The 24,635-nt window shown below is 32.4% G+C and carries 26 protein-coding genes; 10 read left to right on the plus strand and 16 right to left on the minus strand.

Annotation, left to right across the window (positions count from 1 at the left end):
- Positions 1 to 54 precede the first annotated feature (54 nt).
- The gene (locus IR010_RS13240) at positions 55 to 1,332 is read right to left on the minus strand and encodes an MFS transporter (protein WP_029272733.1); all 1,278 of its coding nucleotides are present in this window, start codon (positions 1,330 to 1,332) and stop codon (positions 55 to 57) included.
- A 271-nt stretch (positions 1,333 to 1,603) separates the two neighbouring features.
- Between IR010_RS13240 and bshC the strand changes: the two genes are divergently transcribed.
- From bshC to IR010_RS13255, 3 genes are all read left to right on the plus strand, one after another.
- On the plus strand, positions 1,604 to 3,193 hold the full coding sequence (bshC, locus tag IR010_RS13245; RefSeq protein ID WP_194604472.1) for a bacillithiol biosynthesis cysteine-adding enzyme BshC: 1,590 nt from the start codon (positions 1,604 to 1,606) through the stop codon (positions 3,191 to 3,193).
- A gap of 169 nt (positions 3,194 to 3,362) precedes the next feature.
- Entirely contained in the window at positions 3,363 to 4,634 is a 1,272-nt protein-coding gene (locus tag IR010_RS13250) for an acyltransferase family protein (protein ID WP_194604475.1), read from the plus strand.
- A 219-nt stretch (positions 4,635 to 4,853) separates the two neighbouring features.
- Positions 4,854 to 5,273 (plus strand): nucleoside-diphosphate kinase, encoded by a 420-nt coding sequence (locus tag IR010_RS13255; protein WP_026984871.1) that lies wholly within the window; start codon positions 4,854 to 4,856, stop codon positions 5,271 to 5,273.
- Between the two features lie 122 nt (positions 5,274 to 5,395).
- On the opposite strand, the gene IR010_RS13260 is transcribed toward IR010_RS13255, so the two are convergent.
- Both IR010_RS13260 and IR010_RS13265 read right to left on the minus strand, forming a co-directional pair.
- Positions 5,396 to 5,692, minus strand: a complete 297-nt coding sequence (locus IR010_RS13260) for a DUF721 domain-containing protein (RefSeq protein WP_029272730.1) — start codon at positions 5,690 to 5,692, stop codon at positions 5,396 to 5,398.
- On the minus strand, positions 5,673 to 6,113 hold the full coding sequence (locus tag IR010_RS13265) for a hypothetical protein (protein WP_029272729.1): 441 nt from the start codon (positions 6,111 to 6,113) through the stop codon (positions 5,673 to 5,675). Before IR010_RS13265 ends, IR010_RS13260 begins: the two co-directional genes overlap by 20 nt.
- Positions 6,114 to 6,429: 316 nt before the next feature.
- Between IR010_RS13265 and IR010_RS13270 the strand changes: the two genes are divergently transcribed.
- Together IR010_RS13270 and IR010_RS13275 are read left to right on the plus strand one after the other, a co-directional pair.
- Positions 6,430 to 6,939, plus strand: a complete 510-nt coding sequence (locus IR010_RS13270) for a hypothetical protein (RefSeq protein WP_194570039.1) — start codon at positions 6,430 to 6,432, stop codon at positions 6,937 to 6,939.
- Positions 6,940 to 7,025: 86 nt separating this feature from the next.
- Positions 7,026 to 8,087, plus strand: coding sequence for a serine hydrolase domain-containing protein (locus IR010_RS13275; RefSeq protein WP_194604479.1), 1,062 nt, complete (start codon positions 7,026 to 7,028; stop codon positions 8,085 to 8,087).
- 189 nt (positions 8,088 to 8,276) lie between these two features.
- Here the strand turns inward: IR010_RS13275 and IR010_RS13280 are convergent, their stop codons facing one another.
- The 13 genes from IR010_RS13280 to IR010_RS13340 form a co-directional block, all read right to left on the minus strand.
- Complete coding sequence (locus IR010_RS13280) at positions 8,277 to 8,456, minus strand: hypothetical protein (RefSeq protein WP_194604482.1); 180 nt, start codon at positions 8,454 to 8,456, stop codon at positions 8,277 to 8,279.
- 6 nt (positions 8,457 to 8,462) lie between these two features.
- Complete coding sequence (gene ftsY / locus IR010_RS13285) at positions 8,463 to 9,416, minus strand: signal recognition particle-docking protein FtsY (protein ID WP_029272725.1); 954 nt, start codon at positions 9,414 to 9,416, stop codon at positions 8,463 to 8,465.
- A 270-nt stretch (positions 9,417 to 9,686) separates the two neighbouring features.
- On the minus strand, positions 9,687 to 9,839 hold the full coding sequence (locus IR010_RS13290; protein WP_071634818.1) for a DUF4295 domain-containing protein: 153 nt from the start codon (positions 9,837 to 9,839) through the stop codon (positions 9,687 to 9,689).
- A 74-nt stretch (positions 9,840 to 9,913) separates the two neighbouring features.
- On the minus strand, positions 9,914 to 10,096 hold the full coding sequence (gene rpmG, locus IR010_RS13295; protein WP_008253902.1) for a 50S ribosomal protein L33: 183 nt from the start codon (positions 10,094 to 10,096) through the stop codon (positions 9,914 to 9,916).
- Between the two features lie 27 nt (positions 10,097 to 10,123).
- Positions 10,124 to 10,360: a 50S ribosomal protein L28 gene (rpmB, locus tag IR010_RS13300; RefSeq protein ID WP_008468080.1), complete on the minus strand. Its 237-nt coding sequence runs from the start codon at positions 10,358 to 10,360 to the stop codon at positions 10,124 to 10,126.
- 71 nt (positions 10,361 to 10,431) lie between these two features.
- Positions 10,432 to 11,685, minus strand: coding sequence for a CinA family nicotinamide mononucleotide deamidase-related protein (locus IR010_RS13305; RefSeq protein WP_029272723.1), 1,254 nt, complete (start codon positions 11,683 to 11,685; stop codon positions 10,432 to 10,434).
- Between the two features lie 196 nt (positions 11,686 to 11,881).
- Positions 11,882 to 12,226, minus strand: coding sequence for an Hpt domain-containing protein (locus IR010_RS13310; protein ID WP_029272722.1), 345 nt, complete (start codon positions 12,224 to 12,226; stop codon positions 11,882 to 11,884).
- Positions 12,226 to 12,837, minus strand: a complete 612-nt coding sequence (locus IR010_RS13315) for a fumarylacetoacetate hydrolase family protein (RefSeq protein WP_029272721.1) — start codon at positions 12,835 to 12,837, stop codon at positions 12,226 to 12,228. Before IR010_RS13315 ends, IR010_RS13310 begins: the two co-directional genes overlap by 1 nt.
- A gap of 91 nt (positions 12,838 to 12,928) precedes the next feature.
- Positions 12,929 to 13,699 carry a 3'-5' exonuclease gene (locus tag IR010_RS13320; protein ID WP_029272720.1) on the minus strand — a complete coding sequence of 257 codons (771 nt, stop codon included), beginning with the start codon at positions 13,697 to 13,699 and terminating at the stop codon, positions 12,929 to 12,931.
- A 214-nt stretch (positions 13,700 to 13,913) separates the two neighbouring features.
- A complete protein-coding gene (locus IR010_RS13325; RefSeq protein ID WP_194604485.1) occupies positions 13,914 to 15,260 on the minus strand; it encodes a dihydrolipoamide acetyltransferase family protein in 1,347 nt (448 codons plus the stop codon).
- A gap of 84 nt (positions 15,261 to 15,344) precedes the next feature.
- Positions 15,345 to 16,508, minus strand: a complete 1,164-nt coding sequence (locus IR010_RS13330; RefSeq protein ID WP_194604489.1) for a glycosyltransferase family 2 protein — start codon at positions 16,506 to 16,508, stop codon at positions 15,345 to 15,347.
- A 30-nt stretch (positions 16,509 to 16,538) separates the two neighbouring features.
- Positions 16,539 to 17,720, minus strand: coding sequence for a hypothetical protein (locus IR010_RS13335; protein ID WP_228515163.1), 1,182 nt, complete (start codon positions 17,718 to 17,720; stop codon positions 16,539 to 16,541).
- A 451-nt stretch (positions 17,721 to 18,171) separates the two neighbouring features.
- The gene (locus IR010_RS13340) at positions 18,172 to 19,362 is read right to left on the minus strand and encodes a DUF5009 domain-containing protein (protein WP_194604491.1); all 1,191 of its coding nucleotides are present in this window, start codon (positions 19,360 to 19,362) and stop codon (positions 18,172 to 18,174) included.
- A 138-nt stretch (positions 19,363 to 19,500) separates the two neighbouring features.
- Between IR010_RS13340 and IR010_RS13345 the strand changes: the two genes are divergently transcribed.
- The 5 genes from IR010_RS13345 (at position 19,501) to IR010_RS13365 (ending at position 24,581) form a co-directional block, all read left to right on the plus strand.
- Entirely contained in the window at positions 19,501 to 20,238 is a 738-nt protein-coding gene (locus tag IR010_RS13345; protein ID WP_194604494.1) for a tyrosine-protein phosphatase, read from the plus strand.
- Positions 20,239 to 20,255: 17 nt separating this feature from the next.
- Positions 20,256 to 21,221 (plus strand): T9SS C-terminal target domain-containing protein, encoded by a 966-nt coding sequence (locus tag IR010_RS13350; RefSeq protein ID WP_194604497.1) that lies wholly within the window; start codon positions 20,256 to 20,258, stop codon positions 21,219 to 21,221.
- Positions 21,222 to 21,313: 92 nt separating this feature from the next.
- Positions 21,314 to 23,176 (plus strand): ABC-F family ATP-binding cassette domain-containing protein, encoded by a 1,863-nt coding sequence (locus IR010_RS13355; RefSeq protein WP_029272713.1) that lies wholly within the window; start codon positions 21,314 to 21,316, stop codon positions 23,174 to 23,176.
- A gap of 155 nt (positions 23,177 to 23,331) precedes the next feature.
- Complete coding sequence (locus IR010_RS13360) at positions 23,332 to 23,805, plus strand: FKBP-type peptidyl-prolyl cis-trans isomerase (protein WP_194604500.1); 474 nt, start codon at positions 23,332 to 23,334, stop codon at positions 23,803 to 23,805.
- 233 nt (positions 23,806 to 24,038) lie between these two features.
- The gene (locus IR010_RS13365) at positions 24,039 to 24,581 is read left to right on the plus strand and encodes a hypothetical protein (RefSeq protein ID WP_051662775.1); all 543 of its coding nucleotides are present in this window, start codon (positions 24,039 to 24,041) and stop codon (positions 24,579 to 24,581) included.
- The last annotated feature ends 54 nt before the right edge of the window (positions 24,582 to 24,635 follow it).

A 24,635-nucleotide genomic window follows, 5' to 3' on the forward strand; every position in this document is an offset into this window, starting at 1 on the left:
TAAAAAAAAAGCAGTAATTTTTCAATTACTGCTTTTTATATATCTGTAAAATATTTAAAATTTATGTTCTTTTTTGCTAATTACCAATAAAGAAAACAAGGAAATACAAGCTGCAATAGTCAAATAAAAACCTACATAAGTTAAACCATACGTGCTTGCCAGCCAAATTGCAATCATTGGCGCAAAAGCCGCACCTAGAATTCCTGCCAGGTTAAAAGTTAAAGATGCTCCTGAATAACGAATGGTTGTTGGAAACAATTCTGATAAAAAAGTACCTAGAGGCCCATAAGTAAATCCCATTAAAGCCATTCCTAAACACAAAAAGAAAGTTACCATGACAGAATTACCAGAATTTAAAAAATAGGAAAAGAAAAATCCAAACACAGCGATAACAGTTGTTGTAATAATTAACACTTTGCGTCTTCCAATTCTATCCGCCACAACAGCCGAAATTGGAATAAACAAGGCGAAAAACAATACTGAAAACAATTGAATCAATAAGAAATCTCTTTTCGCATAACCTAAATCTGAAGTAGCCCAGCTTAACGTAAAGACAGTCATTAAATAAAATACCAAAAATGTTGTAATGGCAGCGAACGTACCGAAAATTAATTGATTTTTATAAGATTTAACCAAAGTTAAAAACGGAACTTTTACTTCTTCGTGTGCATTTTTAGAATTTTCAAATGACGGTGTTTCTGTAATTTTAGTTCGGATATAAAAACCCACAACAACTAAAAGTGAACTTGCAATAAAAGGAATTCTCCAGCCGTAATTCATAAAATCTTCATTATTCATTGAATCAGTCAGGAATAAAAAAGTACCTCCTGAAAGTAAAAGTCCAATTGGAGCACCCAATTGCGGAAACATACCATACCATGCACGTTTGTTTGGAGGTGCATTTTCTATAGCCAATAAAACTGCTCCGCCCCACTCGCCTCCTAAACCAACGCCTTGCCCAAATCGGCATAACATCAATAATAATGGAGCGGCAATGCCAATACTGGCATAACTTGGCAAAAATCCAATGGCCACTGTCGAAATACCCATTGTCAATAAAGCTGCAACTAAGGTAAATTTACGTCCAATTTTATCTCCATAATGTCCAAAAAAAGCAGAACCCAAAGGACGAGACAGAAAAGCGATAGAAAAAGTAGCTAAAGATTCTAAAGTTGCCATAGTGGAATCAGCACTAGGAAAAAATAATTGCGGAAAAACTAAAACGGCCGCATTAGCATAAATATAAAAATCAAAAAATTCAATTGTGGTTCCAATCAAAGAACCAAAAAGAACATGTCGTAGGGAATTCTTCTGGTTTGGGTTATTTTTCATGTAAAATGGATATATCTTTTTTTGGTTACAAAAATATAATTTCGTTATTAATAATTCACATTTCAAGCAATTACTTTCAGAACTGACGTGTATTTTTAACAAATTTAATGTGTTTTGTATTTCAAAAAACATTCTTCCAATTCAATATTAAAAACTTGATTATATGAACTTTAAAATAAAAATAAAAAATCAGGTAATAAGCAATTGTTAAAACCGCTTTTAACTGTATATTTTCATTAAATTTACTGCTGTCAAAAATAAATTTAAAATTATGCCTACCGACTGTATCAGCTATCAAACTTCTGGATATTTTTCTAAATTGATAAACGATTATTTAGATCAAAAATCAGAATTAAAACCGCTGTACAATCATTTTCCTACTTTGGAGAACTTTGAAAAACAAATCATTGAAAAGCAATCTAATTTTGATAACGCCAACCGAATTCCTTTGGTTGAAACTTTAAAGAAACAATATCAAAACATAGAAATTTCAGATGCTACAAAACAAAACATCGAGCTTTTATCACACGAATGTACTTTTACAATTACAACTGGGCATCAATTAAATTTGTTCAGTGGTCCTTTATATTTTCTTTATAAAATCATTTCGACAATAAATTTGACTAAGGAATTAAAATCGAAGTATCCGACATATAATTTTGTGCCAATTTATTGGATGGCAACGGAAGATCATGATTTTGAAGAGATTAATTATTTTAATTTTAAAGGAAAAAAATTCAGATGGAATAAAGAAAGTACCGGTCCGGTTGGAAGACTTTCTACAGAAGGTTTAGCGGAATTTTTCGAAATATATTCAAAAGAACTCGGTTCAAGCACAAATGCTAATGTTCTTAAAAAACTGTTTGAAGAAGCATATCTAAAACATGAAAATCTTGCCGACGCTACACGATTTTTAGCAAATAGTTTATTCGCTAATTATGGTTTAGTCATTTTAGATGCAGATGATGCCGATTTAAAACGTGCTTTTATTCCTTTTGTTAAAGAAGAATTAGAACAGCAAACTTCTTTTAAAACCGTTCAGCAAACCATTGAACACTTAAAAGACTACACAATTCAAGTAACCCCGCGCGAAATTAATTTATTTTATATTGAAGATGATTTGCGTGAACGAATTATTTTCGAAAACAATAAATACTTCGTAAACAATACTAAAATCTCGTTTTCTAAAGAAGAAATTTTAAAATTATTAGAAAGCAATCCAGAGAAATTTAGCCCAAATGTAATTATGCGTCCGCTTTATCAGGAAATCATTTTGCCTAATTTGTGCTACATTGGCGGAGGTGGAGAAATTGCGTATTGGTTAGAATTAAAATCATTTTTTGATGCTGTAAATATTACTTTTCCAATGCTTTTGGTTCGTAATTCTGTGCTTTTAAATACTGAAAAACAAACTCATAAAGCAGACAAATTAGGTTTAAACTGGAAAGATCTGTTTACAAAATCATCTGATTTAGTAAATACAATTACCCATAAATTATCTCCGTTTCCGATCGACTTAACACCTCAGAAAGAAACTCTCGAAAAACAATTTGAATATCTTTACGAGCTTGCACAGCAAACCGACAAATCATTTAGTGGAGCAGTAAAAGCGCAGGAAACCAAACAGAAAAAAGGCTTAGAAAATCTTGAAAAAAGATTATTAAAAGCACAAAAACGCAAATTAGAAAATGAATTACAGCGTGTAATTGATTTGCAGTTAGAATTATTCCCTAACAGAAGCTTACAGGAACGCCAAACTAATTTTTCTGAATTTTATTTAGAAAAAGGCGAGCAGTTAATTCCGATTTTGATTCAAAAATTAAAACCATTAGAAACTAATTTTAATATAATTACAATATAAAAAGATAGCCACGAATTTGCGAATTATTCAAATAATAATTCGTGAATTCGTGGCTAAAAACAATTAATAATTCTTGAGAAACAAATAACCACATATCTCTCAAATTTATTATTCTCCAAACCAAATAGCGATTTTTTAAATTATTAATTAACCAATTTACCCAAAACCAATGGTAAAAGAACGCTTAATTTCGCTAGATGTCTTTCGTGGACTGACTATTTTATTGATGACTATTGTAAACAACCCTGGAGACTGGGGAAATGTTTATCCTCCCTTATTACATGCTGAATGGCACGGATGTACATTAACCGACTTAGTTTTTCCATTTTTTATCTTTATTATGGGAGTTGCTGTTCCGCTTGCAATGCCTGAAAAATTTTATGACAGTACGACTTTTAATAAAATTTTAGTGCGTTCACTGCGAATGCTTTGTCTGGGGATTTTCTTTAACTTTTTTGGCAAAATTCAATTGTTTGGTCTTGACGGCATTCCACTTCTTGTTGGCCGATTAGTGATAACAATAGCTGTTGGTTATGCCTTAATGGGAAATTTCAGTTCTAAAATTAAAAATATTTTGGCTTTTTCTATTTTAGTTATTTATCTATTTCTTGCTTACAGTGGCTTAGAAGCCTATCATGATGTACGTCTTCCGGGAGTTTTACAGCGAATTGCAATAGTATATTTTGTAGTTTCTCTATTGTATCTAAAAACCTCCCAAAAAACTCAAATTATAACTGGAGTAATCTTATTATTAGGATATTGGGCAATAATGACTTTAATTCCAGTTCCGGGAATTGGAGCTGCAAATCTGGAGAAAGGAACTAATTTAGCATCATGGCTTGACAGCATTTTATTGAAAGATCACATGTACCGTGAAACTATAACTTGGGATCCAGAAGGAATTTTAAGTACCGTTCCATCAATCGTAAATGGAATTATTGGTTTGCTGATTGGACAGTTATTACAGCGTGAAATTGCTAAAACTCAAAAAGTGCAAAAAATGATTATTGCCGGTGTGGCGCTTATTATTGCCGGTTTGCTTTGGAGTATTGTTTTTCCACTAAATAAATCGATTTGGACTAGTAGTTATGTTTTATACACTACTGGATTAGCAACAACTTTTCTGGCCATATTATATTATGTGATTGATATAGCAGATTACAAAAAAGGTTTTAAACCATTGTTAATTTGGGGAGTTAATCCAATGATTGTGTTTTTTACTTCGCAGATTATTCCACAAGTTTTGGTAATGATTGAGTTTGAAAACCCACATAATCCTGAAGAACAAATTAATCTTTTAAGCTACTTATACAGTTTTTGTATTGCGCCATTTTTTAATAATCCAATGACAGCTTCTTTGGCTGGAGCGTTAGTTTATGTCGCAATCTGGACTTTCATTTTATGGATTTTCTATAGAAATAGATTAATATTCAAAGTTTAAAAAATATTTTCCAACATTAGTAATATAAGTTTATTTTAGGATGTTTCATAATTCTGGAATATGTTCTACAAACAATTAAATGAACTTATATTACTGATATGATTTTAATAAAAAGCTTTTCTTATCCAAAACGCCATTCTATCGTGTTTTAATTATGAATTTATTAAAATCAATTCATAAAAAAAGTCTACTTTTGCACAAAATTTAATAAAATATAAAATGGCAACAAATAGAACTTTTACAATGATTAAACCAGATGCTGTTGCAAACGGACACATCGGGAATATCTTAGCAATGATCACTAATGGTGGTTTCAAAATCGTTTCATTAAAATTAACTCAATTAACTGTAGCTGATGCTCAAGCATTTTATGCTGTTCACGCTGCAAGACCTTTTTACGGAGAATTAGTTGAATTCATGTCTCGCGGACCAATTGTTGCTGCAATTTTAGAAAAAGACAACGCGGTAGAAGATTTCAGAACTTTAATTGGAGCTACAAATCCAGCTGAAGCTGCTGAAGGAACTATTCGTAAAGCATACGCAACTTCTATCGGAGAAAATGCAGTTCACGGTTCAGACAGCGACGAAAATGCTGCAATCGAAGGTGCATTTCACTTTGCTGGAAGAGAGCAGTTTTAAATTTTAGACTTCTTAGATTTCTTAAAATAGTATAAAAAAACCCGTTTCAAATGAAGCGGGTTTTCTTTTATAAGTTAGATGCTATTGTATATGAGTGTAAGCTATCTAAAAATCTAAGAAGTCTATCTTAAAATAACATCCTTCACAACCTCACGGCCTAATTCTTCATTTATCATTTTTACGATTTTAGACTTTCCGTGGCTTAATTCTTCTCGTAAAACCGCAGATCCAAGTTCAACATACAGTGTACTTCCTTTCAACACAACATTTTTGGTGTAAGTATTAACTCCATTTCCCATTAATTGTCTCCACGCTTCTTTCACATCAATCTGATCCATTCCAGGCTGTAATTTATTTACCTGAATAATCTGTTGCAAAACATCCCCAATACTACTTTGATTATTTAGTCTTTTTGCCATCGTTTAATATATTTACTGGTCCAGCTTTTTTATAATGATATTCTTTTTTCTGTTCATTTCTCACAACAAATTCTTTGTCCGAAATCGAAATTAATTCTTCACTCCATTTTGCGTAATCTGTTTTGTAATCCAAAAAAGTTCCTTTATCTGTAAATCTAATCGAAACATTTTCAAAAGTATTCGTCGTTAAAAACGTTCCGTCAAGCTGCGCCATAACTTTCGTTCGCGTCCCTTTATTCCCTTTAATTTGAAAAAAATCAAAATTCTCATTCATTGCATATGCCTTCTCTTCCCCCTTATCAAAAACCACTTTTTCGATTTCCCAGTAACCATTTAATTTTGCAACATCTGCCGGTTTTATTTCTTGCTTGCAACTTACTAACAAAAGGGATAAAACCAAAATCATAAAAGTTTTTTTCATAAGTATAAAAATAATTAAAAGGAATAATTTCCTGTTGTTCGCTATATTTTATGCCTTCCCAAGTTTCGAGACTGCCATAAAAAAATTCGTTTCCATCAGGGCTAGACTTCCGTTTTCAAAAGAATATTTAGTAAAGTACAAAGTTAACTTTATATCATTCAAAAGAAATATTTTTATAATAATATTAAAATCTAAATTTAATAAAATCCCTTAACTATACTTTTATGTCTTATTAAGGCAACTACTCAAATTTCTATTAAACATTTTTGCAATTTAACTCTTCATTATATTATAATTCAAAAATAAATAATCAAAAATGAGAAGAATATTAATTTCGTTTATAATAATGATTATCAGCGGATGTGGCAAAACAAATAAAAAAGAACCGCAAAATAACGTAGAAATAATACCTAAAACAGAAACAAGTGTTGAAACAGAAACGACAGATAGTTTAAATTTAAAAGAGAAGTTTTTAGACACAACAAACATCAAAACCTCACCCGTTAAAATTCTTTCTTCTAAACTTTTTAAAAATGAATATTCTGATCATAAAGACATACAGCTGATTTACAAAAATGTCAGCAAAACAGATATTAAAGCTATAAAATTTGAATGGTATTGCGAAAATTCCTTTGACAAACCTGCATCTGGAAGATCCTTTTTTATAAAAGGAGAATACACAGGCGAAACAACTTTTTTATTAAAAAAGCAAAATACAGCATTTAAAATCTGGGAAGATTTCTCTACGGATGCCAATACAATTATTGCTGCCAGAGCCTATGAAGTAATATTTACTAACGGAACTAAATGGAAACTAAGACAATAAAACATTAATACTAAAATCTTTTTTTATAAACTCATTAAACTATTTTGCATATTTTTGGTCAAACCCCAAACCAAAACCAAAAAACCATGTTTAAAAATATTTGTAAAATCTTGATTATTGTATTGTGCATTAGCTGCAGTAAAGAAGACAATAATACCCCGACTCCAACAGAAAGTATGTATTTCCCACCATTAACTGGAAATACTTGGGAAACAAAATCCATAGCCGATCTAAAATGGAATCAAAATGCTGTACAGCCTCTTTTAGATTACTTAGAATTAAAACACTCTAAATCTTTTATTATTTTAGTAAATGGCCGAATTGTTTTAGAAAACTATTTTAACGGGCACAATGCCGCTACAAATTGGTATTGGGCAAGTGCGGGAAAAACATTAACCTCAACCACAACAGGGATCGCACAACAGGAAAACCTATTAAATATTAATAATAAAGTTTCTCAATATTTAGGAACAGGATGGACCAGCGAAACTCTTACACAGGAAAGCCTAATTACCTGCAAACATTTACTAACCATGACATCTGGATTAGATGATTCAACAGATGATGTAAAACCAGCAAATTTACTTTACAAAGCAGATGCAGGAACTCGCTGGGCCTATCATAATGTATATGTAAAACTGCAAGATGTTGTTGCTAAAGCTAGCGGACAAACGTGGGAAAACTATTTCAATGCCAAATTAAGGGACAAAATTGGTATGGATGGAAATTGGGTACAGCTTGGCGTAAATAGTGTTTACACCAGCACATCAAGAAGTATGGCTCGTTTTGGACTCTTAATGCTGAATAAAGGAAAATGGGAAAACAACATTATTCTTAATGAAGCATATTTCAACGAAGCAACAGCTACTTCACAAAACATCAATTTAGGATATGGATATTTATGGTGGTTAAATGGTAAAACTTCTTATCATTTACCTCAATCACAATTAACTTTTCAAGGAAGCATCATTCCAACTGGGCCTAGTGATATGTTTATGGCTTTAGGAAAAAATGATCAGAAGATATATGTAGTTCCCAGCAAAAACATGGTCATTATCAGAATGGGCGACGCAGCCGACGATGTCAACTTAGCTTTATCAGATTTTGATAAAACTTTATGGCAAAAGATTAGTGCTTTGTATCAATAAATTAAATAGTTGCCAGCTTTTAGTTTTAAAAAGCTTACAGCTATTAAAAGTTCTAGTGGGTTTCGTACTTGATCATCTCGTATTAAACATGTTTTGACAGCAAATGTGCCAAACCCGCTGAATTAATTATCTAACTTCTGCAAAACCAACTCATAACATGCTGTTTTTAGCATAAATGCATTAGCATAGCTATCTCTTAGTTCTAGTTCTTTTTGCCATGCCAGCAAAAAATAAACCAAGACCCAAAATCAATAAAACATAATAGAAAGGTAAACTCTTATCTTTTATTACACTTGCAGCAACAAAAGATACCACACTTGCAAAATAAAATGCAACTGGTGAAATGTTTTTAAAGGAAGAAAAACTCATTGTAATTTATTTAAAGAAACTGTCTACGAATTCATATTTATTAAAGACTTGCAAATCTTCAATTCCTTCACCAACTCCAATATATTTAACCGGAATTTGAAACTGATCTGAAATACCTATTACAACACCCCCTTTTGCAGTTCCGTCTAATTTTGTTACCGCTAATGAAGTTACTTCAGTTGCTGCAGTAAATTGTTTAGCCTGCTCAAAAGCATTTTGTCCTGTAGAACCATCTAAAACCAAAAGTACATCATGAGGCGCATCGGCAACAACCTTTTGCATTACACGTTTTACTTTTGTAAGTTCGTTCATTAAGTTGATTTTATTATGAAGACGTCCAGCAGTATCAATAATGACAACATCTGCATTTTGAGCGACAGCTGATTGTAAAGTATCGAAAGCTACTGAAGCAGGATCACTTCCCATATTTTGTCTTACTATTGGCACATCAACGCGATCTGCCCAAACTTGCAATTGATCAATCGCTGCGGCGCGAAAAGTATCTGCGGCACCTAAAACAACTTTGTAACCTGCTTTTTTAAACTGATAAGCCAGTTTACCAATTGTAGTTGTTTTTCCAACTCCGTTTACTCCAACGACCATTAAAACGTATGGCTTTTTGTCTTTTGGAATTTCAAATTCAGTTGCCTCACCTGTATTGGTCTCAGACAATAAAGAACCTATTTCTTCGCGAAGGATTTGGTTTAATTCTTCTGTGCCTAAATATTTATCTTCTGCAACACGTTTTTCGATTCTTGAAATTATTTTCAGGGTTGTATTTACACCAACATCTGAAGCTACAAGGATTTCTTCCAGATCATCTAAAACATCATCATCGACTTTAGATTTTCCGGCAACGGCTTTACTTAACTTTGAAAAAAAAGTAGTTTTTGATTTTTCAAGACTTTTGTCTAAAGTCTCTTTTTTATCAGTAGAGAATAATTTTTTAAAAAAACTCATTTTTATAGGTTGTTAGTTTTTAGATTATACGATTTTTTGACAATCTAAATAATCCCAATGTTTAAAGAAGGCCAATTGCTTTTATCTAGTCCCGACAGAAGTGATATCCTTTGCTTTCCTTCTTTAGGAAAGTAAAGATATAGTGCATGGCGGGAACTATTGCTTAAAAAAAAGCCAATTGTTATGCTTCTATAAAATTTTAGACAAATATAAAAAATAAAAAAGCTACTTCCGAATGAAAGTAGCTTTTCTATATACTGTAATTTGTAATTATTTCTTTTTCAAGAAATTATCAACTTCTTCAGGAGCCATAATAGATTCTACGAATGTATATGCACCAGTTTTAGGAGATTTTACCATTTTGATGGCTTTTGATAATCTCTTAGAAGATGTTTGTAACGATGCTACGGTTTTCTTTGCCATGATTCAAATGTTATTTGAAGCTTTTATAAAACTCTAATGGCAAAACCATTGAGATTTACAAAAATCTCTAATTATTACTTAATTTCTTTGTGAACAGTTACACGTTTCAAGATTGGATTAAATTTTTTAATCTCTAATCTATCTGGTGTATTTTTTTTGTTCTTAGTTGTAATGTATCTAGAAGTTCCTGGAACACCAGAAGTCTTGTGCTCAGTACATTCTAAAATTACTTGGATTCTATTACCTTTCTTTGCCATCTTGCTATATATTTATTTAGGAAAAGATTATTTGATAAATCCTTCTGACTGTGCTTTTTTCAAAACAGCAGTGATTCCATTTTTATTAATTGTTTTTATCGTAGATGCTGCTACTCTAAGAGTAATCCATCTATCTTCTTCTGGAAGATAAAAACGCTTTTTAACTAAGTTTACAGAAAACTTTCTCTTAGTTTTGTTCATAGCGTGAGAAACGTTATTTCCTACCATCGCTCTTTTACCTGTAAGGTCACAAACTCTTGACATTATACTTATCTTTTATCGTTATTCAAAATCAGGGTGCAAAGAAAAGAAAAATAAACGATTGAAACAAAAAATTATAGCACATTTTTTAAAATTTCTTTCTGTAATATTTCTAAACTCTTAATCGTGGCTCTATCTATCACTTTTTCACGTGGTTGACCAAAATTAAATTCTTCAACAATTATATCATTTGGAGTTGCTAAAGCGATAAAAACAGTACCAATTTCAGCATCTGAATCTCCTTTAGACGGTCCGGCGTTCCCAGTTGTTGCAATCGCATAGTCTGTTTTGAGTATCTCTTTCACATTCAAAGCCATAGCCGATGCAACTTCTCCACTAACTACTGAATATTGATCTATTAAATCTTGCGAGACACCGAGAACATTCACTTTCACCGCTGTTGCGTACGAAACTACACTGCCCCTAAAGTAGTTAGATGCTCCTGGAATGGCAGACAAAATTGAAGCAATTTTTCCACCTGTAAAACTTTCAGCAGTTGAAATGGTTTTATTTTGCTTTGTCAATATCTTCCCTACTACAGATTCGATTGTTTCATTTTCTTCGTAACCTACAATAATATCATGAATTATAGCATCGAGAGATTTTACATTTTCTTCGATTGCTGTTTCTAGCTCTTCTTTATTTGTCCCTCTTGCAGTTAAGCGCAAACGCACTCTTCCCGGATTTGGCAAATAAGCTAATTTTATAAAATCTGGAAGATTATTTTCCCAATCCTCAATGCGTTCTGCTACTAAACTTTCTCCTTGACCATATGTCAAAATAGTTTTATGAATAATATAAGGACGTTTGTATTCGCGAACAATCTTTGGAATTATTTCGTTTTCTACCAAATATTTCATTTCGTAAGGAACTCCCGGAAGCGAAATAAAAACTGTGTTTTCTTTTTTCATCCACATTCCTGGTGCTGTGCCTACTTGATTGTGAAGCACAGTACATTTTGACGGCACTAGGGCTTGATCTTTATTTAACTGTGAAATGGGTCTTTTATAAAAACCTTCAATCAATTCAGTTACATGCGCTAAGACTTCTTGATTTACAACCAGCTCATCGTCAAAATATTCGCAGAACGTTTTTTTGGTTACGTCATCTTTTGTCGGTCCTAAACCTCCCGTTACAATTACAACATCAACCTTGTTTTGTAATTGTGCAAAAGTATCTAAAATATGTTTTTTATCGTCGCTTATCGAGATCATTTCTGTGATTTCGACTCCAATTCGATCAAGCGATTTGGCAATAAAACCAGAGTTTGTGTCAACTATTTGACCTATTAAAATTTCATCTCCAATTGTAATGATTGTTGCTTTCATGCAAATGTTAGTTTTTACTTACTGTTAATGTAAGTCATTATTAGAAAGTAGTTTGTTGCAGTTTCGTGCTAAGAGGCAATACCATTTAATACAAGCATATAAACGGAATTTCAGATTAAAAACCATTCTTGCTGTAAAAAAACAACCCAATTCAAGCTTTAGATTATAAAGAACAAGAATTGGGTATTTTTAAATTTTATAAATCAAAATCTTTTTTGATTTCCTTGATCGCATCTTTTACCTGTATTTTTATACTTTTAAAAGTTTCGACAATTTCTTTTTTCTTGCCTTCAGCTTTTGTCCAGGCTTCGACCTGCAGAATTTCTTCAAAAGCCACATTTAAACCCATTAAATCTAATGTCGGCTTTATTTTGTGCGCATATGAATAAGCGTATTTATGATCCTTTTTTTTGATTCCTTCTTTGATTTGTTTTAAATCTTCAGGAACTTCGGTAACAAATAATTTTAGAATTTCGTTTACAAATTCAGGATCATTATCTGAAAGCGCATACACTTTCGAAAGGTTATATTTTAAAGCCATTATTTTACTTGTATTCTGAATAATTTTTTATCTTCTAAAAAGCCTTCTAAAACATCATTTGGTTTAACCGCGGCAACTCCTTCTGGCGTTCCTGTAAAGATTATGTCTCCGATCTTTAATGTAAAAAACTGCGAAACATACGAAACAAGCTCATCAATCTTCCAAAGCATAAAACTTGTATTGCCTTTTTGAACCGTTTTAGAATTGTTTGTTAATTCAAAAGTAAGATTTTCCATAGAAACGAAATCACTTTTCGGCAAAAAATCTCCAATCACTGCAGAGCCGTCAAATGCTTTTGATTTTTCCCAAGGCAATCCTTTTGCTTTCAATTTATCTTGTAAATCTCTAGCAGTAAAATCGATACCCACACTAATTTCGTCATAATATTTATGCGCAAACTTAGGCTCTATATACTTTCCTACTTTATTTATTTTAACAATTATTTCTATTTCGTGATGAATTTCTTCAGAAAATTCCGGAATCACAAAAGGATGCTGTTTCAACAAAACTGCCGAATCCGGTTTCATAAAAACCACAGGTTCTGTAGGACGCTCGTTTTTTAATTCTTCAATATGATTGGTATAATTTCTACCGATACAAATTATTTTCATTTTTTCTAAGTTGCTAAGTTGCTAAGATACTAAGGCTCTAAGAAACTATGCGAAAAAACTTAGCATCTCAGAGCCTTAGCAACTTAGGACCTTATTTCGTATTTAGTTTTCTTAATTTAATTGCCGTTAAAACCTTTTTGGTATATAAAGGAAAATCAGCATTTTGAATCCAGCTGAAATATCCAGGCTCAGATTCTAGAATTTTATCGACTTTGGCACCTTTGTGTTTTCCGAAGGTAAATATTTCTTCATTATCTTTATCAAAGGCAATCATTCCGGCAAAATCAGCAATTTTTTTTCTGGTTGTAAATTCAGACAATGATTTCATATCATTTTCTAATTCCGGATAACGATCTAACTGTGCTTTTAGAATTTCATAAGTCGCCATCGTGTCTGCTTCTGCAGAATGCGCATTTTCAAGACTTTTTCCGCAATAAAATTTCAAAGCAGCACTTAAGGTACGCTCTTCCATTTTATGAAAGATAGTCTGAACATCTACTGAAACTTTATTTTTCATATCAAAATCAACTCCGGCGCGAAGCAATTCTTCTGCCAGCAACGGAATATCAAAACGATCCGAATTAAATCCGCCCAAATCACTATCCTTAATCATATTGTAGACTTGCGGAGCCAGTTCTGCAAAAGTAGGCTCATTTGCTACTTTTTCATCGGTAATACCATGAACAGCTGTTGTTTGAGGTGGAATTGGAATCGTTGGATTTACTAACCAAGTTTTACTTTCTTTATTTCCGTTTGGAAAAACTTTGAATATTGAAATTTCTACGATTCGATCTTTTCCGATGTCTATTCCTGTCGTTTCAAGATCAAAAAAGCAGATTGGTTTGTTGAGTTTGAGTTCCATTTTTAGTTTTTATAAGATTGCAAATGTAATTTTTAAAGCCGAATTTTCCCGCTTCTTACTGATTTTTTTTAGTTAAAATGGGCATTCCTTTGCGATTATATCCTGAAAAATAATAGAATAACAAAAGAGATTTGCATCAAATTGATTTTTATAGAAAATAAAAAACCCGAGAAATTAATAAAATTTTCTCGGGTTAGATTTATTTATAGTTGATTTAGAAATCTCTATCTACATCAAAAGCTTCTAAATATTCTGCTACTCTTTTTACAAAACTTCCTCCTAAAGCCCCGTCTACTACTCTATGATCGTACGAGTGGGACAAGAACATTTTTTGACGAATTCCGATAAAATCACCTTCTGGAGTTTCAATAACTGCCGGTACTTTACGAATAGCACCAAGCGCTAAGATTCCAACCTGAGGCTGATTGATAATAGGGGTTCCAAAAACACTTCCAAAAGTTCCAACATTGGTAACTGTATAAGTTCCGCCTTGTGTGTCGTCTGGTTTTAGTTTTCCAGCTTTTGCACGGTTTCCTAAATCGTTAACCGCTTTTGCCATTCCAACTAAATTCAACTGATCTGCGTTTTTAATTACAGGCACAATTAAGTTTCCGTTTGGCAAAGCCGCTGCCATTCCTAAGTTTATATTTTTCTTTTTGATGATGTATTCGCCATCAACAGAAATGTTCATTCCAGGGAAATCTTTTAAAGCTTTTGCAACTGCTTCCATCATAATTGGTGTAAAAGTCAGCTTCTCGCCTTCTCTTTTTTCAAAAGCTGTTTTAACCTTATCTCTCCATTTTACAATGTTTGTAACATCCACTTCAATAAATGATTGTACGTGAGCCGAAGTCTGAACCGAAGCAATCATGTAACCTGAAATAAGCTTACGCATTCTATCCATTTCGATAATTTCGTCGCCTCCATTTACAGAAACCGGAACTGTCTGCTGGCTTTTTTGAACAACAGGTTCCACTGCCTTTGGAGCTTGAACAACAGCTTTTGGAGTTTCTTCAACCGCTTTTGGTGCTTGTACTACACCCAATTTACGGTCTTCGGTATATTTTAAAATATCATCTTTGGTTACTCGGCCATCTTTTCCTGAACCTTGAATGTTTTCAAGTTCTGCAATAGAAATACCTTCTTCTTTGGCAATATTTTTAACTAACGGAGAAAAGAATTTATCAGATGATGTGAAATCTTGCGGAGCCGAAACATCCTCTTTTACTGCTTCAATTGTTTTTTCTCCCGAAGTTTCGGGATCTGCAACTTCAGCAGGAGCGGCAGTTTCTTCAACTATTTTTACAGCTGGCGCATCACCTTCAGTTTCAATAATCGCAATGGTTTGCCCTACCTGAACTAAATCATCTTTACCAAATAATTGTTCAACTAAAACACCTGATACTTCGCTTGGCACTTCACTGTCAACTTTGTCAGTTGCAATTTCAAGTACAGCTTCATCAGCTTCAATTCTGTCTCCAACTTCTTTCAACCAGTTTGTAATGGTTGCTTCAGCGACACTTTCTCCCATCTTAGGAAGTTTCAATTCAAATCTTGCCATATTGTTAACCTCAAAGGTGATTTTGATTTTCCGATTGCGAAATTACTGAATATTTTAAATATAAATTACATTTAATATAATTTTTTACTCGATTTTTACAATTTGCCCCCTGTCATTTGGAGAATCACTTCCAATAATAAAATTTGCATTTTTGGGGAAAATCTTAAAAGTAATACGCTTATCTTTAAGAGTTTCTATGATTTTGATACATTTTTTGAATGAAACATACTGATTATCCAAAATAATCTCAACTCTTCTTCCCTTAAAAATCAGGGACGAATTTACCATTTTTTCTTTTTTGAAATCTATAAATTGAACTTTATTTTTTAGAATAAAAGACAATTTTTCAGACAAAATCAAATTTAAGGAATAAAAAATATAGGTTTCAGGTAATGATTTTACTTTCGTTTTTCCTTGAAACATTTTTGCGAAAGAAAAAAACCAAATTCCGATTTGAATAAAAAAAGTAAAAAACCATGATTTCCTGAAATGTTTTTGATAAAAGAAATTCATCGCTTCCTGAAATCGTTTCATGTATTTTTCATCTTTTACAGTGCTTTCACCTTTATAGTGCAAAACCGTCGTTTCATGAAAATAATAATTCGATTTCTGTTTGAGCAGTGCGCGGTATGACAAATCGATGTCGTCTGCATACATAAAACAATTTTCATCAAAACCGTCGAGTTCAAGATATAAATCGCGTTTCATAAACATAAAAGCACCCACTAAAATAGCCACTTTTCCTGTTTCATCTTCCCTTAAATGCTGTGCGTAATATTGGTTGAAAAGATGCCAATTTGGAAAAACCTTATACAAACTAAAAATCTTGGTAAAAGCAATCCAAGGTGTCGGAATTCCGCGTTTGCTTTCTGGCAGAAAATTTCCTTTTCCATCAATTAATTTACAGCCCAAAATTCCGAGATCGGTTTGTTTTTCGGCGAAAGCCAAAACTTTTGTAAAAGTATCTTCTGCTACAACAGTATCTGGATTTAAAATGCAAATGTATTTTCCATTTGCTTGAGAAACTCCAATATTATTGCCTTTTGGAAAACCAAAATTTTCTTTGTTTTGAATTAATTTGACCGTTGGAAATTTTTCTTGCATCATCAAGACACTTTCGTCTGACGAATTATTATCGACTACAATAATTTCGGCATCAATTGCAGAAAGCGCTTCTTGAACGCTTAATAAACATTGTTCCAGAAAGTAACGCACATTATAATTCAGAATAATTACCGATAATTGCATGAAAATTTGTTCTGTTGATTTTTTGGAAAGTTAGAAATTTTCAGCCAAACCTAATCGCAAAGACCAATCGTTTTTGCTCACTCCAAAATCAAGCACTAAATTACTGTTGTTTTGCTTGTTCCATTTAATACGCAAACCTGTTCCAACAGCGGGATTCCATTTTTTAAATTGATAGGTATTTAATTTAGAAACCGAAGAAAGATTGATGAAAAATACTGCTCCCCAAAATCCGTTTTTAGAAATATCTGTCCGATATTCTGTTTCAAAATAAATCAAGGCATTGCTTCTAAATCTATTTCTCGTAAAACCTCTTCCTGTTTTACCATCTCGATCCCAGCCAATACTTGGCAAATCCAGATAATGAGGTTTCCCTCCAAAAGTAGACCAATAAAAACCTCTGTAAGCTAAAACGCTGTGTTTGTTTTTATTGAATGAATGGTATTTTCGGGCATCAAAATAAACTGAATTCCATTTTTTGCCGTCTACTCCGGTGGTATTCATTCTAAAATCGGTTTCTACATATAAACCTTGTTCCGGATTTACATTATTTTCTCTTGAATCGTACAATCCCTGAATGGCAATCCCAAAAGAGGTTTCATCGGAAAAATCACCGTCCATATATTTAACATAATCCGTTTGATCGTCTATATATGATTCTTCAGAAATATTTTGATAATTATCTAACAAAACACCTAATCCCAATCTGTAATTACCAATTATTTTGCGTGTTGCAAACTGATAAAAACGCCATTGCTGATAATCTAAAGTCGACATTTTATCATCTGTATTATTGTCTCCCAAACCATAAGTAGGCTGTGGATAAATCATGTAGCGGTAATCTCCAATAAAATTCCAATTATTGTCTTTTGTATATATATAAGACTGAACCGGAAAAACATATTGTTTCGTAAAACTAAAATAAGGCGAAAAAGTAACTTGCGACATTTTTGTGGTTTTACTTTCTCCAAGATAAAATGTAGTTAAAAATGAGACAACCAGTCCAGCACTTTTATTGGCGTCTACAGGAACTGGAAGCAAAGAAAAAGCAACCTTTTTTTCAGGATTTATGCGAAGGGAATCGTTTTTATGAAAAATTTTATACAGTACATCTAAAATATCTTTCTTATTGTTCGAAATTGAATCTGTTTGCGAATAGCCAAATTGCATTAAAAAAAAGAAAAACAAAATGAATAGCAATTTTACATTTTTCATAACGTAAGATTTTCATAGACAACTTCTTACAAATTTAAAATTTTATTTAAGATAGAAATAACTTTTAGAAATAATAAAGAATAAAAAAAAAAGCCTATTATTAATTTAATAAAAAACGAAACATTTATGAAAAGTAAGGAACTGGTTGTGTACAAGGAGGTTCGCACCCACGAGTTGATTTGCGTGCTTCGCCAAAAAATTTTACAACTATAAGAATTCCTTGGTCAGATTTTAAACAAAACGGATTGCCACACGCAAAACCTTTAAATATTCACAATCTCTGTAAATTCAATTTTGTGAATTACCATGCGGTTTGAGGAGACATATCTAGAAATAAAAACTGGTATTGTTGAGACTTAGAATGGTTTCAGGTTTCAGGTTTCAGGTTTCAGGTTTCAGGTTTCAGGTTTCAGGTTCTTTACAGAACTTGAAACCTGAAACTTGAAACCATTTACAAGTGCAGTTGAATTTTATATTTATTGCAGATTTTCATCACAAATAACATAATCGTCGAAAATACCAAACTCCAGATGATTCCTGGTAAACCTTCACGAAAATATTCTGGAATTATTTCAATTTTGAAAGCTAGGTTAAAATAATAAATAACACCAGGCAAAATATAAATCAATAACGGATTTGCGGCTGCAGGCATAATAAATTCACTCCATTTTGTTTGTTTTTTAATTTCCATAAGCCAATACAGAAAATAAAATAAAACCGTACAAATTGTTGCTGAAAACATTGTCCACGACGGTGTTCCTTTTATTTTTGAAATTCCGTAATAAGGACGAAGCAAATAGCCAATAATAAAAAACAAAACAGCAAAACCAATGACCGCCCAATTAATTTTAAGCGCAATTTTTCGGTCAAAAAACAATAACGAAATAATAACTCCCGTAGTTATTAACGAAGCGTGTGTTAAATGTCCTGCAATAAAACTAGCCCAAGACGATTGCTTAATGATGCTTCCCTCTGTCAAATTAAAAGCATTCGCTGTAACACAGACAATCAAGAAAACAATCATTGCCCATAATTTTCCACAAACCAGCCAATAATAAACGACCGTAAAAAAATAAGCCCATCCAATTAAGCCTAGAATTCCCCACCATTTTGGCGTCATTCCTATTTCTCCCGTATCTTGAACATACAGAAAATACAAGGCAATCAAAACCAGCATTCCTCCGTATTGAAGTGTGTATTTTAACCAAATCGAAAAGTCTTTTGGGTACTTATTCCAAATTGGGATCGGCATTGCGTACGCTAAAAGTCCCCAAAATGCCGGAGTAATAAGCATTTTGGCAGCATCATAACCATATTCTGCGTTAACCATAAAAACACCAATAATGATCAAGGCAAGAGCTCTTTTTAAAGTATGCGCCCAAATCGTTTTTGGACTGTCGCCTTTAATTAATCTGGTATTGAAGGCAAACGGAATCGACATGCCAACGATAAATAAAAAGGCCGGAAAAACAACATCAACAAAAGTCATTGCATCAGCTTCTGCAGGCATGTGTTTCATCCATTGCGGTACATTTTTAACACTGGCAAGTTCATTTACAAAAATCATAATAAAAATAGTAATGCCACGTAAAGCATCTATAGAAACAATTCTTTGATTGTATAAATTTTCTTTAATTTTCATAAATTATTACATTATTGGTAACAACAAATATAAAATATTAGCCGACGTGGCAAATTAGATTTTACAACAAAAACTAAATACGGACAACATCAAAATCTTTTAACAAACTTTGCAAAATCTTTTATTTACTTTTACAGCATGTTTTCATTCTTCAAATCAAAACCGTACTTAAAAGATCTTCTTGGCGGGAATTATATCGACATTCATTCGCACTTATTACCCGGAATTGATGATGGTGCCAAAACTTTTTCCGACACGAAAAAACTTGCTGTTTCTTTTCAGGAAATGGGTTTTTCGCAGTTTATTACAACACCGCATATCAGTCATTATATCTGGAATAATTCGCCTGAAATTATTATTGAAAACCACGCAGCAACTAAACTTTTATTACAAAAAGAAACTATTAAAATTCCGTTTCAGGCTGCTGCCGAATATTTTATAGACGACAAATTTGAAAGTTATTTTAAAGATGCCAAATTGCTGACTTTAAAAGACAATTATGTGCTGGTTGAAATGTCGTATATGAACGCGCCTGTGCAATTGTATAAAACACTTTTTGATCTGCAGGTTGCAGGATATACTCCTGTTTTAGCACATCCGGAAAGGTATTTATTTTATCACAAAAACTTTGACGAATATCATAAATTGAAAAAAGCAGGTTGTTTATTTCAGCTTAATTTGCTTTCAGCGGTAGGATATTATGGTACAAGAATCACTAAAATGGCAGAACAGCTTTTGAAAAAAGGAATGTATGATTTTGCTGGAAGCGATGTGCATCATAAAAATCATATTGAAGCTTTTAATGAAAAAATAAAAATTGATGAGAATTCGGCTTTAAAAGAAGTTATAGAGAACAACCAATTCTTTAAATTCTAAAAAACAAAATTGGTACAATGAAAAAATCAATTTTATTTTTCTTCTTAATTATAACTTCTTCGTATTCGCAGATTTCTGGATGTACAGATCCGCTTTCTAAAAATTATAATTCAAATGCGACGACAAACGACGGAAGCTGTATTTATAAAACAATAAAAATAAGACCTCAATTTTCCAAGAAATTGTCTGACTCAATCAAGGAAACTTCAGGTTTAATTGCTTTTAATAATTTATTTTGGACGCACAATGACGATCACGATAAAACGATTTACGGCTTAGATTCTTTAGGTAATATTCGAAAAAAAATTACGCTGGACAAAGTCATTAATAATGAATGGGAAGAAATTTCACAAGACGGTTCCTTTATTTATATTGGAGATTTCGGAAATAATTATGCTGGAAACAGAAGCGATTTAAAAATTCTTAAAATCGAAAAAAACTCTTTTTTAGAAGGAAGTCCGAATATCGAAACCATTTCATTTACGTATTCAGACCAAACTGATTTTTCCAAGAAAAAAGGAAACACAACAAACTTTGATTGCGAAGCTTTTATAGTTTCAAAAGACAGTATTTATCTTTTTACAAAACAATGGAGCACGTCTAAAACTGCTATTTACGCACTGCCAAATCAACCGGGAAATCATATCGCAAAATTCAAAGAGAATCTTGATGTAAAAGGCTTGGTTACAGGTGCAACTTATTTAGAATCAAAAAAACTGATTGTGCTTTGTGGTTATTCTAAAGTTGGAAAACCTTTTTTATATCTTTTATATGATTTTAAAAACTATGCGTTTTTATCTGGGAATAAGCGAAGAATCGAATTACCGCTTTCGTTTCATCAAATAGAAGGAATTGCAACAAGTAACGGACTTAATTATTATTTAACGAATGAAAATTTAGTTCGAAAACCTATTATTAATGTTCCGCAGCAAATTCATCATTTTGATTTAAGTTCGATATTGAAATCCTATCTCCATAAATAATTCGCAAATGGCAAGATAATAACTTACTTTTGCAAAAAAGTTGTGATTTGTAAAGCATTCATAACTTATAATTTAAACTTATAATTTACAAAGTGAATTACTTATCTGTAGAAAATATATCGAAGTCTTTTGGCGAAAGAACGCTTTTTGACAACATCTCTTTCGGAATCAATAAAGACCAAAAAATTGCTTTTATCGCAAAAAACGGTTCAGGAAAAACAACCATAATGAGTATTATCAATGGTTTGGATGAACCTGATACGGGTCAAGTTGTTTTAAGAAAAGGAATAAAAATGGCATTTCTATCTCAAGACAATAACCTGCAGGAAGAGCTGACTATCGAGGAAAGTATTTTCGCCTCAGATAATGAGACACTTAAAGTAATCGAAGCATACGAAAAAGCACTTGAAAATCCAGATGACGAAGAAGCGTATCAAAAAGCTTTTGACGGAATGGATCAGCACAATGCATGGGATTTTGAAACGCAGTACAAACAGATTTTATTTAAATTAAAACTAGAAGATTTTAAGCTTAAAGTTAAAAATCTTTCGGGAGGGCAAAAAAAACGTCTTTCCTTGGCTATTATATTGATTAATCGCCCTGATTTGTTGATTTTGGATGAGCCAACCAATCATTTAGATCTTGAAATGATCGAATGGCTGGAAAGTTATTTTGCTAAAGAAAATATTACGTTGTTTATGGTAACGCACGACCGTTTCTTTTTAGAACGCGTCTGCAACGAAATCATCGAATTAGATAACGGAAAACTGTATCAATACAAAGGAAATTATTCCTATTATTTAGAGAAAAAAGAAGAAAGAATTGCTTCTGAAAACTCAAGTGTTGACAAAGCCAAAAACTTATTTGTAAAAGAATTAGAATGGATGCGCCGTCAGCCAAAAGCGAGAACGACTAAATCGAAATCGCGTCAGGATGATTTTTATGTAATTAAAGAAAAAGCACAAAGCCGACGCCGTGAAAATAAAGTCGAGCTAGAAATTAATATGGAACGTATGGGAAGCAAGATTATCGAGCTTCACAAAATTTCCAAAAAATTTAAAGATCATGTCATTCTGGACAATTTTAGTTTCGATTTTCAGCGTGGAGAACGTATCGGAATCATTGGTAAAAATGGAACTGGAAAATCGACTTTTTTAAATCTTTTAACAGGAACACTTCCGTTGGACAGTGGCCGTGTTGTAAAAGGTGAAACAATAAAAATTGGGTATTATACACAATCTGGAATTAACCCAAAACCAAATCAGCGTGTAATAGATATTATTAAAGAATACGGAGAATTTATTCCACTTGCAAAAGGCAGAATGATTTCGGCTTCGCAATTATTGGAGCGTTTTCTTTTTGATGCTAAGAAACAATACGATTTTGTCGAAAAATTAAGTGGTGGAGAATTAAAACGTTTGTATTTATGTACCGTTTTAATTCAGAATCCAAACTTCTTAATTCTAGATGAGCCAACAAACGATTTAGATATTGTAACACTAAACGTACTTGAGAGTTTTCTTTTAGATTATCCCGGCTGTTTGCTTGTAGTATCGCACGACCGTTATTTCATGGATAAAATTGTAGATCATTTATTTATTTTCAGAGGAAAAGGTGAAATCGAAAATTTCCCAGGAAATTATTCTGATTTCAGAGCCTATGAAGATAGTGCCGATGTTGCTCAAAAAGAAGAAAACAAAGCTGAAAAGAAAGATTGGAAACAAAATAATCCAACAGGAAATCTAACTTTCAATGAGCAAAAAGAATATCAAAAACTAGAACGAGAAATTAAAGATCTAGAAATTGAAAAAACTAAAATCGAACAATTATTCTCTGACGGAAAAGTTGCCGATGCCGATATCGAGAAAAAAGCAAACGAACTGCAAAACATCATCAATAAAATAGACCAGAAAGAAGAACGCTGGTTTGAGCTTTCTGCTAAAATTGAAGGGTAGTTATTCCGCAGAGATACACAAAAGAATCACACAGAAACACAAAGCATCTTATTTTTAGAGAATCTTTGTGTTTTTTTTCTTTGTGAATCTCTGTGAAATAAATTTCAACACTGCCAACTTTTAATATATTTGCGCTTCTAAAAAATACCACAACAATGAAACACATTTTATCTGCACTATTAATTTTAACGCTTTTTATCTCTTGCAATAGTGATAAAGAAACAAACCAAGAACCACAAAAAACAGATTACACTGTTGAAAACGAAAAAGAAATCACAGATTATATTGCTAAAAACAACTTAACAGCAAAAAGAACTGATTCTGGATTATATTATGTGATTAATGAACCTGGCACTGGAGCGCAGCCAACATCAACATCTACTGTAACTGTTGCTTATAAGGGTTATTACTCAAGCGGAAAAGTATTTGATCAAAGTACGGCCCAAGGACTTACTTTCGGATTAAACCAAGTTATTAAAGGCTGGACGGAAGGTATTCCTTATTTTAAAGTTGGCGGAAGCGGTGTTTTATTAGTTCCGTCTCATTTAGGATATGGCCCTTATGATTATAATGGAATCCCTGGCGGCTCTGTACTTATTTTTGATGTAAAATTACTTGCTGTAAAATAGTTTATACTTTATAAAATCACTTTTATTAAAAGCCTCAACAGATAATAGTTGAGGCTTTTTTTATTTTATAATACATTAGACATAGAAGATAATCATTAAAAAATCATATTTAATTTTAAGAAAACCAAAATTCTATTATGTAATAAATAGGAAAAATTGTGTAAAAACTATTAATTAGGTTTTTACGAGCTTTGTTAAAGTGAAAATGAATTCACACTCTAAATATCTATAAAATGGAAAATTTACATAATCCCGACGGAACAAAACGTGAAATGCTAACTGGAATGTTTTCAGACCGCGACAGCATCGAAAGAGCATATGACAATTTAAGTGAGAGAGGTTATACAAAAGACGAAATTAACCTTATTATGTCAGATGAAACAAGAAAAAAACATTATTCTGATAAAGATGATCATTCAGAATTAGGAACAAAAGCTGCTGAAACTGCTGGAGCAGGTTCTGCAATTGGAGGAACTATCGGAGCGATCGTTGGTGTTGTTGCTGCATTAGGAACTAGCCTTGTTATTCCTGGTTTAGGATTAATCATTGCTGGACCATTAGCTGCAGGATTGGCTGGTGCTGGTGCAGGAGGAATTACTGGTGGTATCATTGGTGCTTTAGTAGGATCTGGTATCCCAGAAGATAGAGCAAAGGTTTATGAATCAGGAATTAAAGACGGACATGTAGTTTTAGGTGTTCATACTCGTAATGACGAAGATGCAGAATACTTTGAACAACAATGGAGAGCCAATAAAGGTCAAAATATCTACAGATAAGTGATCTATTTTTCAGAAAAAAAAAACCACAAGAGAATTAATTCTGTTGTGGTT

Origin of the sequence: Flavobacterium sp. MR2016-29 (genome assembly GCF_015350695.1) — a bacterium.
Lineage (GTDB): Bacteria > Bacteroidota > Bacteroidia > Flavobacteriales > Flavobacteriaceae > Flavobacterium.

Coding starts and splice junctions, on each gene's coding strand:
- IR010_RS13250 (WP_194604475.1), top strand. CDS start 3,363: ATGGTAAAAGAACGCTTAATTTCGCTAGATGTCTTTCGTGGACTGACT.
- bshC (WP_194604472.1), top strand. CDS start 1,604: ATGCCTACCGACTGTATCAGCTATCAAACTTCTGGATATTTTTCTAAA.
- IR010_RS13315 (WP_029272721.1), bottom strand. CDS start 12,837: ATGAAAATAATTTGTATCGGTAGAAATTATACCAATCATATTGAAGAA.
- IR010_RS13350 (WP_194604497.1), top strand. CDS start 20,256: ATGAAAAAATCAATTTTATTTTTCTTCTTAATTATAACTTCTTCGTAT.
- IR010_RS13365 (WP_051662775.1), top strand. CDS start 24,039: ATGGAAAATTTACATAATCCCGACGGAACAAAACGTGAAATGCTAACT.
- IR010_RS13280 (WP_194604482.1), bottom strand. CDS start 8,456: ATGAGTTTTTCTTCCTTTAAAAACATTTCACCAGTTGCATTTTATTTT.
- ftsY (WP_029272725.1), bottom strand. CDS start 9,416: ATGAGTTTTTTTAAAAAATTATTCTCTACTGATAAAAAAGAGACTTTA.
- IR010_RS13275 (WP_194604479.1), top strand. CDS start 7,026: ATGTTTAAAAATATTTGTAAAATCTTGATTATTGTATTGTGCATTAGC.
- IR010_RS13270 (WP_194570039.1), top strand. CDS start 6,430: ATGAGAAGAATATTAATTTCGTTTATAATAATGATTATCAGCGGATGT.
- IR010_RS13265 (WP_029272729.1), bottom strand. CDS start 6,113: ATGAAAAAAACTTTTATGATTTTGGTTTTATCCCTTTTGTTAGTAAGT.
- rpmB (WP_008468080.1), bottom strand. CDS start 10,360: ATGTCAAGAGTTTGTGACCTTACAGGTAAAAGAGCGATGGTAGGAAAT.
- IR010_RS13255 (WP_026984871.1), top strand. CDS start 4,854: ATGGCAACAAATAGAACTTTTACAATGATTAAACCAGATGCTGTTGCA.
- IR010_RS13260 (WP_029272730.1), bottom strand. CDS start 5,692: ATGGCAAAAAGACTAAATAATCAAAGTAGTATTGGGGATGTTTTGCAA.
- IR010_RS13320 (WP_029272720.1), bottom strand. CDS start 13,699: ATGGAACTCAAACTCAACAAACCAATCTGCTTTTTTGATCTTGAAACG.
- rpmG (WP_008253902.1), bottom strand. CDS start 10,096: ATGGCAAAGAAAGGTAATAGAATCCAAGTAATTTTAGAATGTACTGAG.
- IR010_RS13240 (WP_029272733.1), bottom strand. CDS start 1,332: ATGAAAAATAACCCAAACCAGAAGAATTCCCTACGACATGTTCTTTTT.
- IR010_RS13345 (WP_194604494.1), top strand. CDS start 19,501: ATGTTTTCATTCTTCAAATCAAAACCGTACTTAAAAGATCTTCTTGGC.
- IR010_RS13335 (WP_228515163.1), bottom strand. CDS start 17,720: ATGAAAAATGTAAAATTGCTATTCATTTTGTTTTTCTTTTTTTTAATG.
- IR010_RS13310 (WP_029272722.1), bottom strand. CDS start 12,226: ATGGCTTTAAAATATAACCTTTCGAAAGTGTATGCGCTTTCAGATAAT.
- IR010_RS13360 (WP_194604500.1), top strand. CDS start 23,332: ATGAAACACATTTTATCTGCACTATTAATTTTAACGCTTTTTATCTCT.
- IR010_RS13340 (WP_194604491.1), bottom strand. CDS start 19,362: ATGAAAATTAAAGAAAATTTATACAATCAAAGAATTGTTTCTATAGAT.
- IR010_RS13305 (WP_029272723.1), bottom strand. CDS start 11,685: ATGAAAGCAACAATCATTACAATTGGAGATGAAATTTTAATAGGTCAA.
- IR010_RS13330 (WP_194604489.1), bottom strand. CDS start 16,508: ATGCAATTATCGGTAATTATTCTGAATTATAATGTGCGTTACTTTCTG.
- IR010_RS13290 (WP_071634818.1), bottom strand. CDS start 9,839: ATGGCAAAGAAAACCGTAGCATCGTTACAAACATCTTCTAAGAGATTA.
- IR010_RS13325 (WP_194604485.1), bottom strand. CDS start 15,260: ATGGCAAGATTTGAATTGAAACTTCCTAAGATGGGAGAAAGTGTCGCT.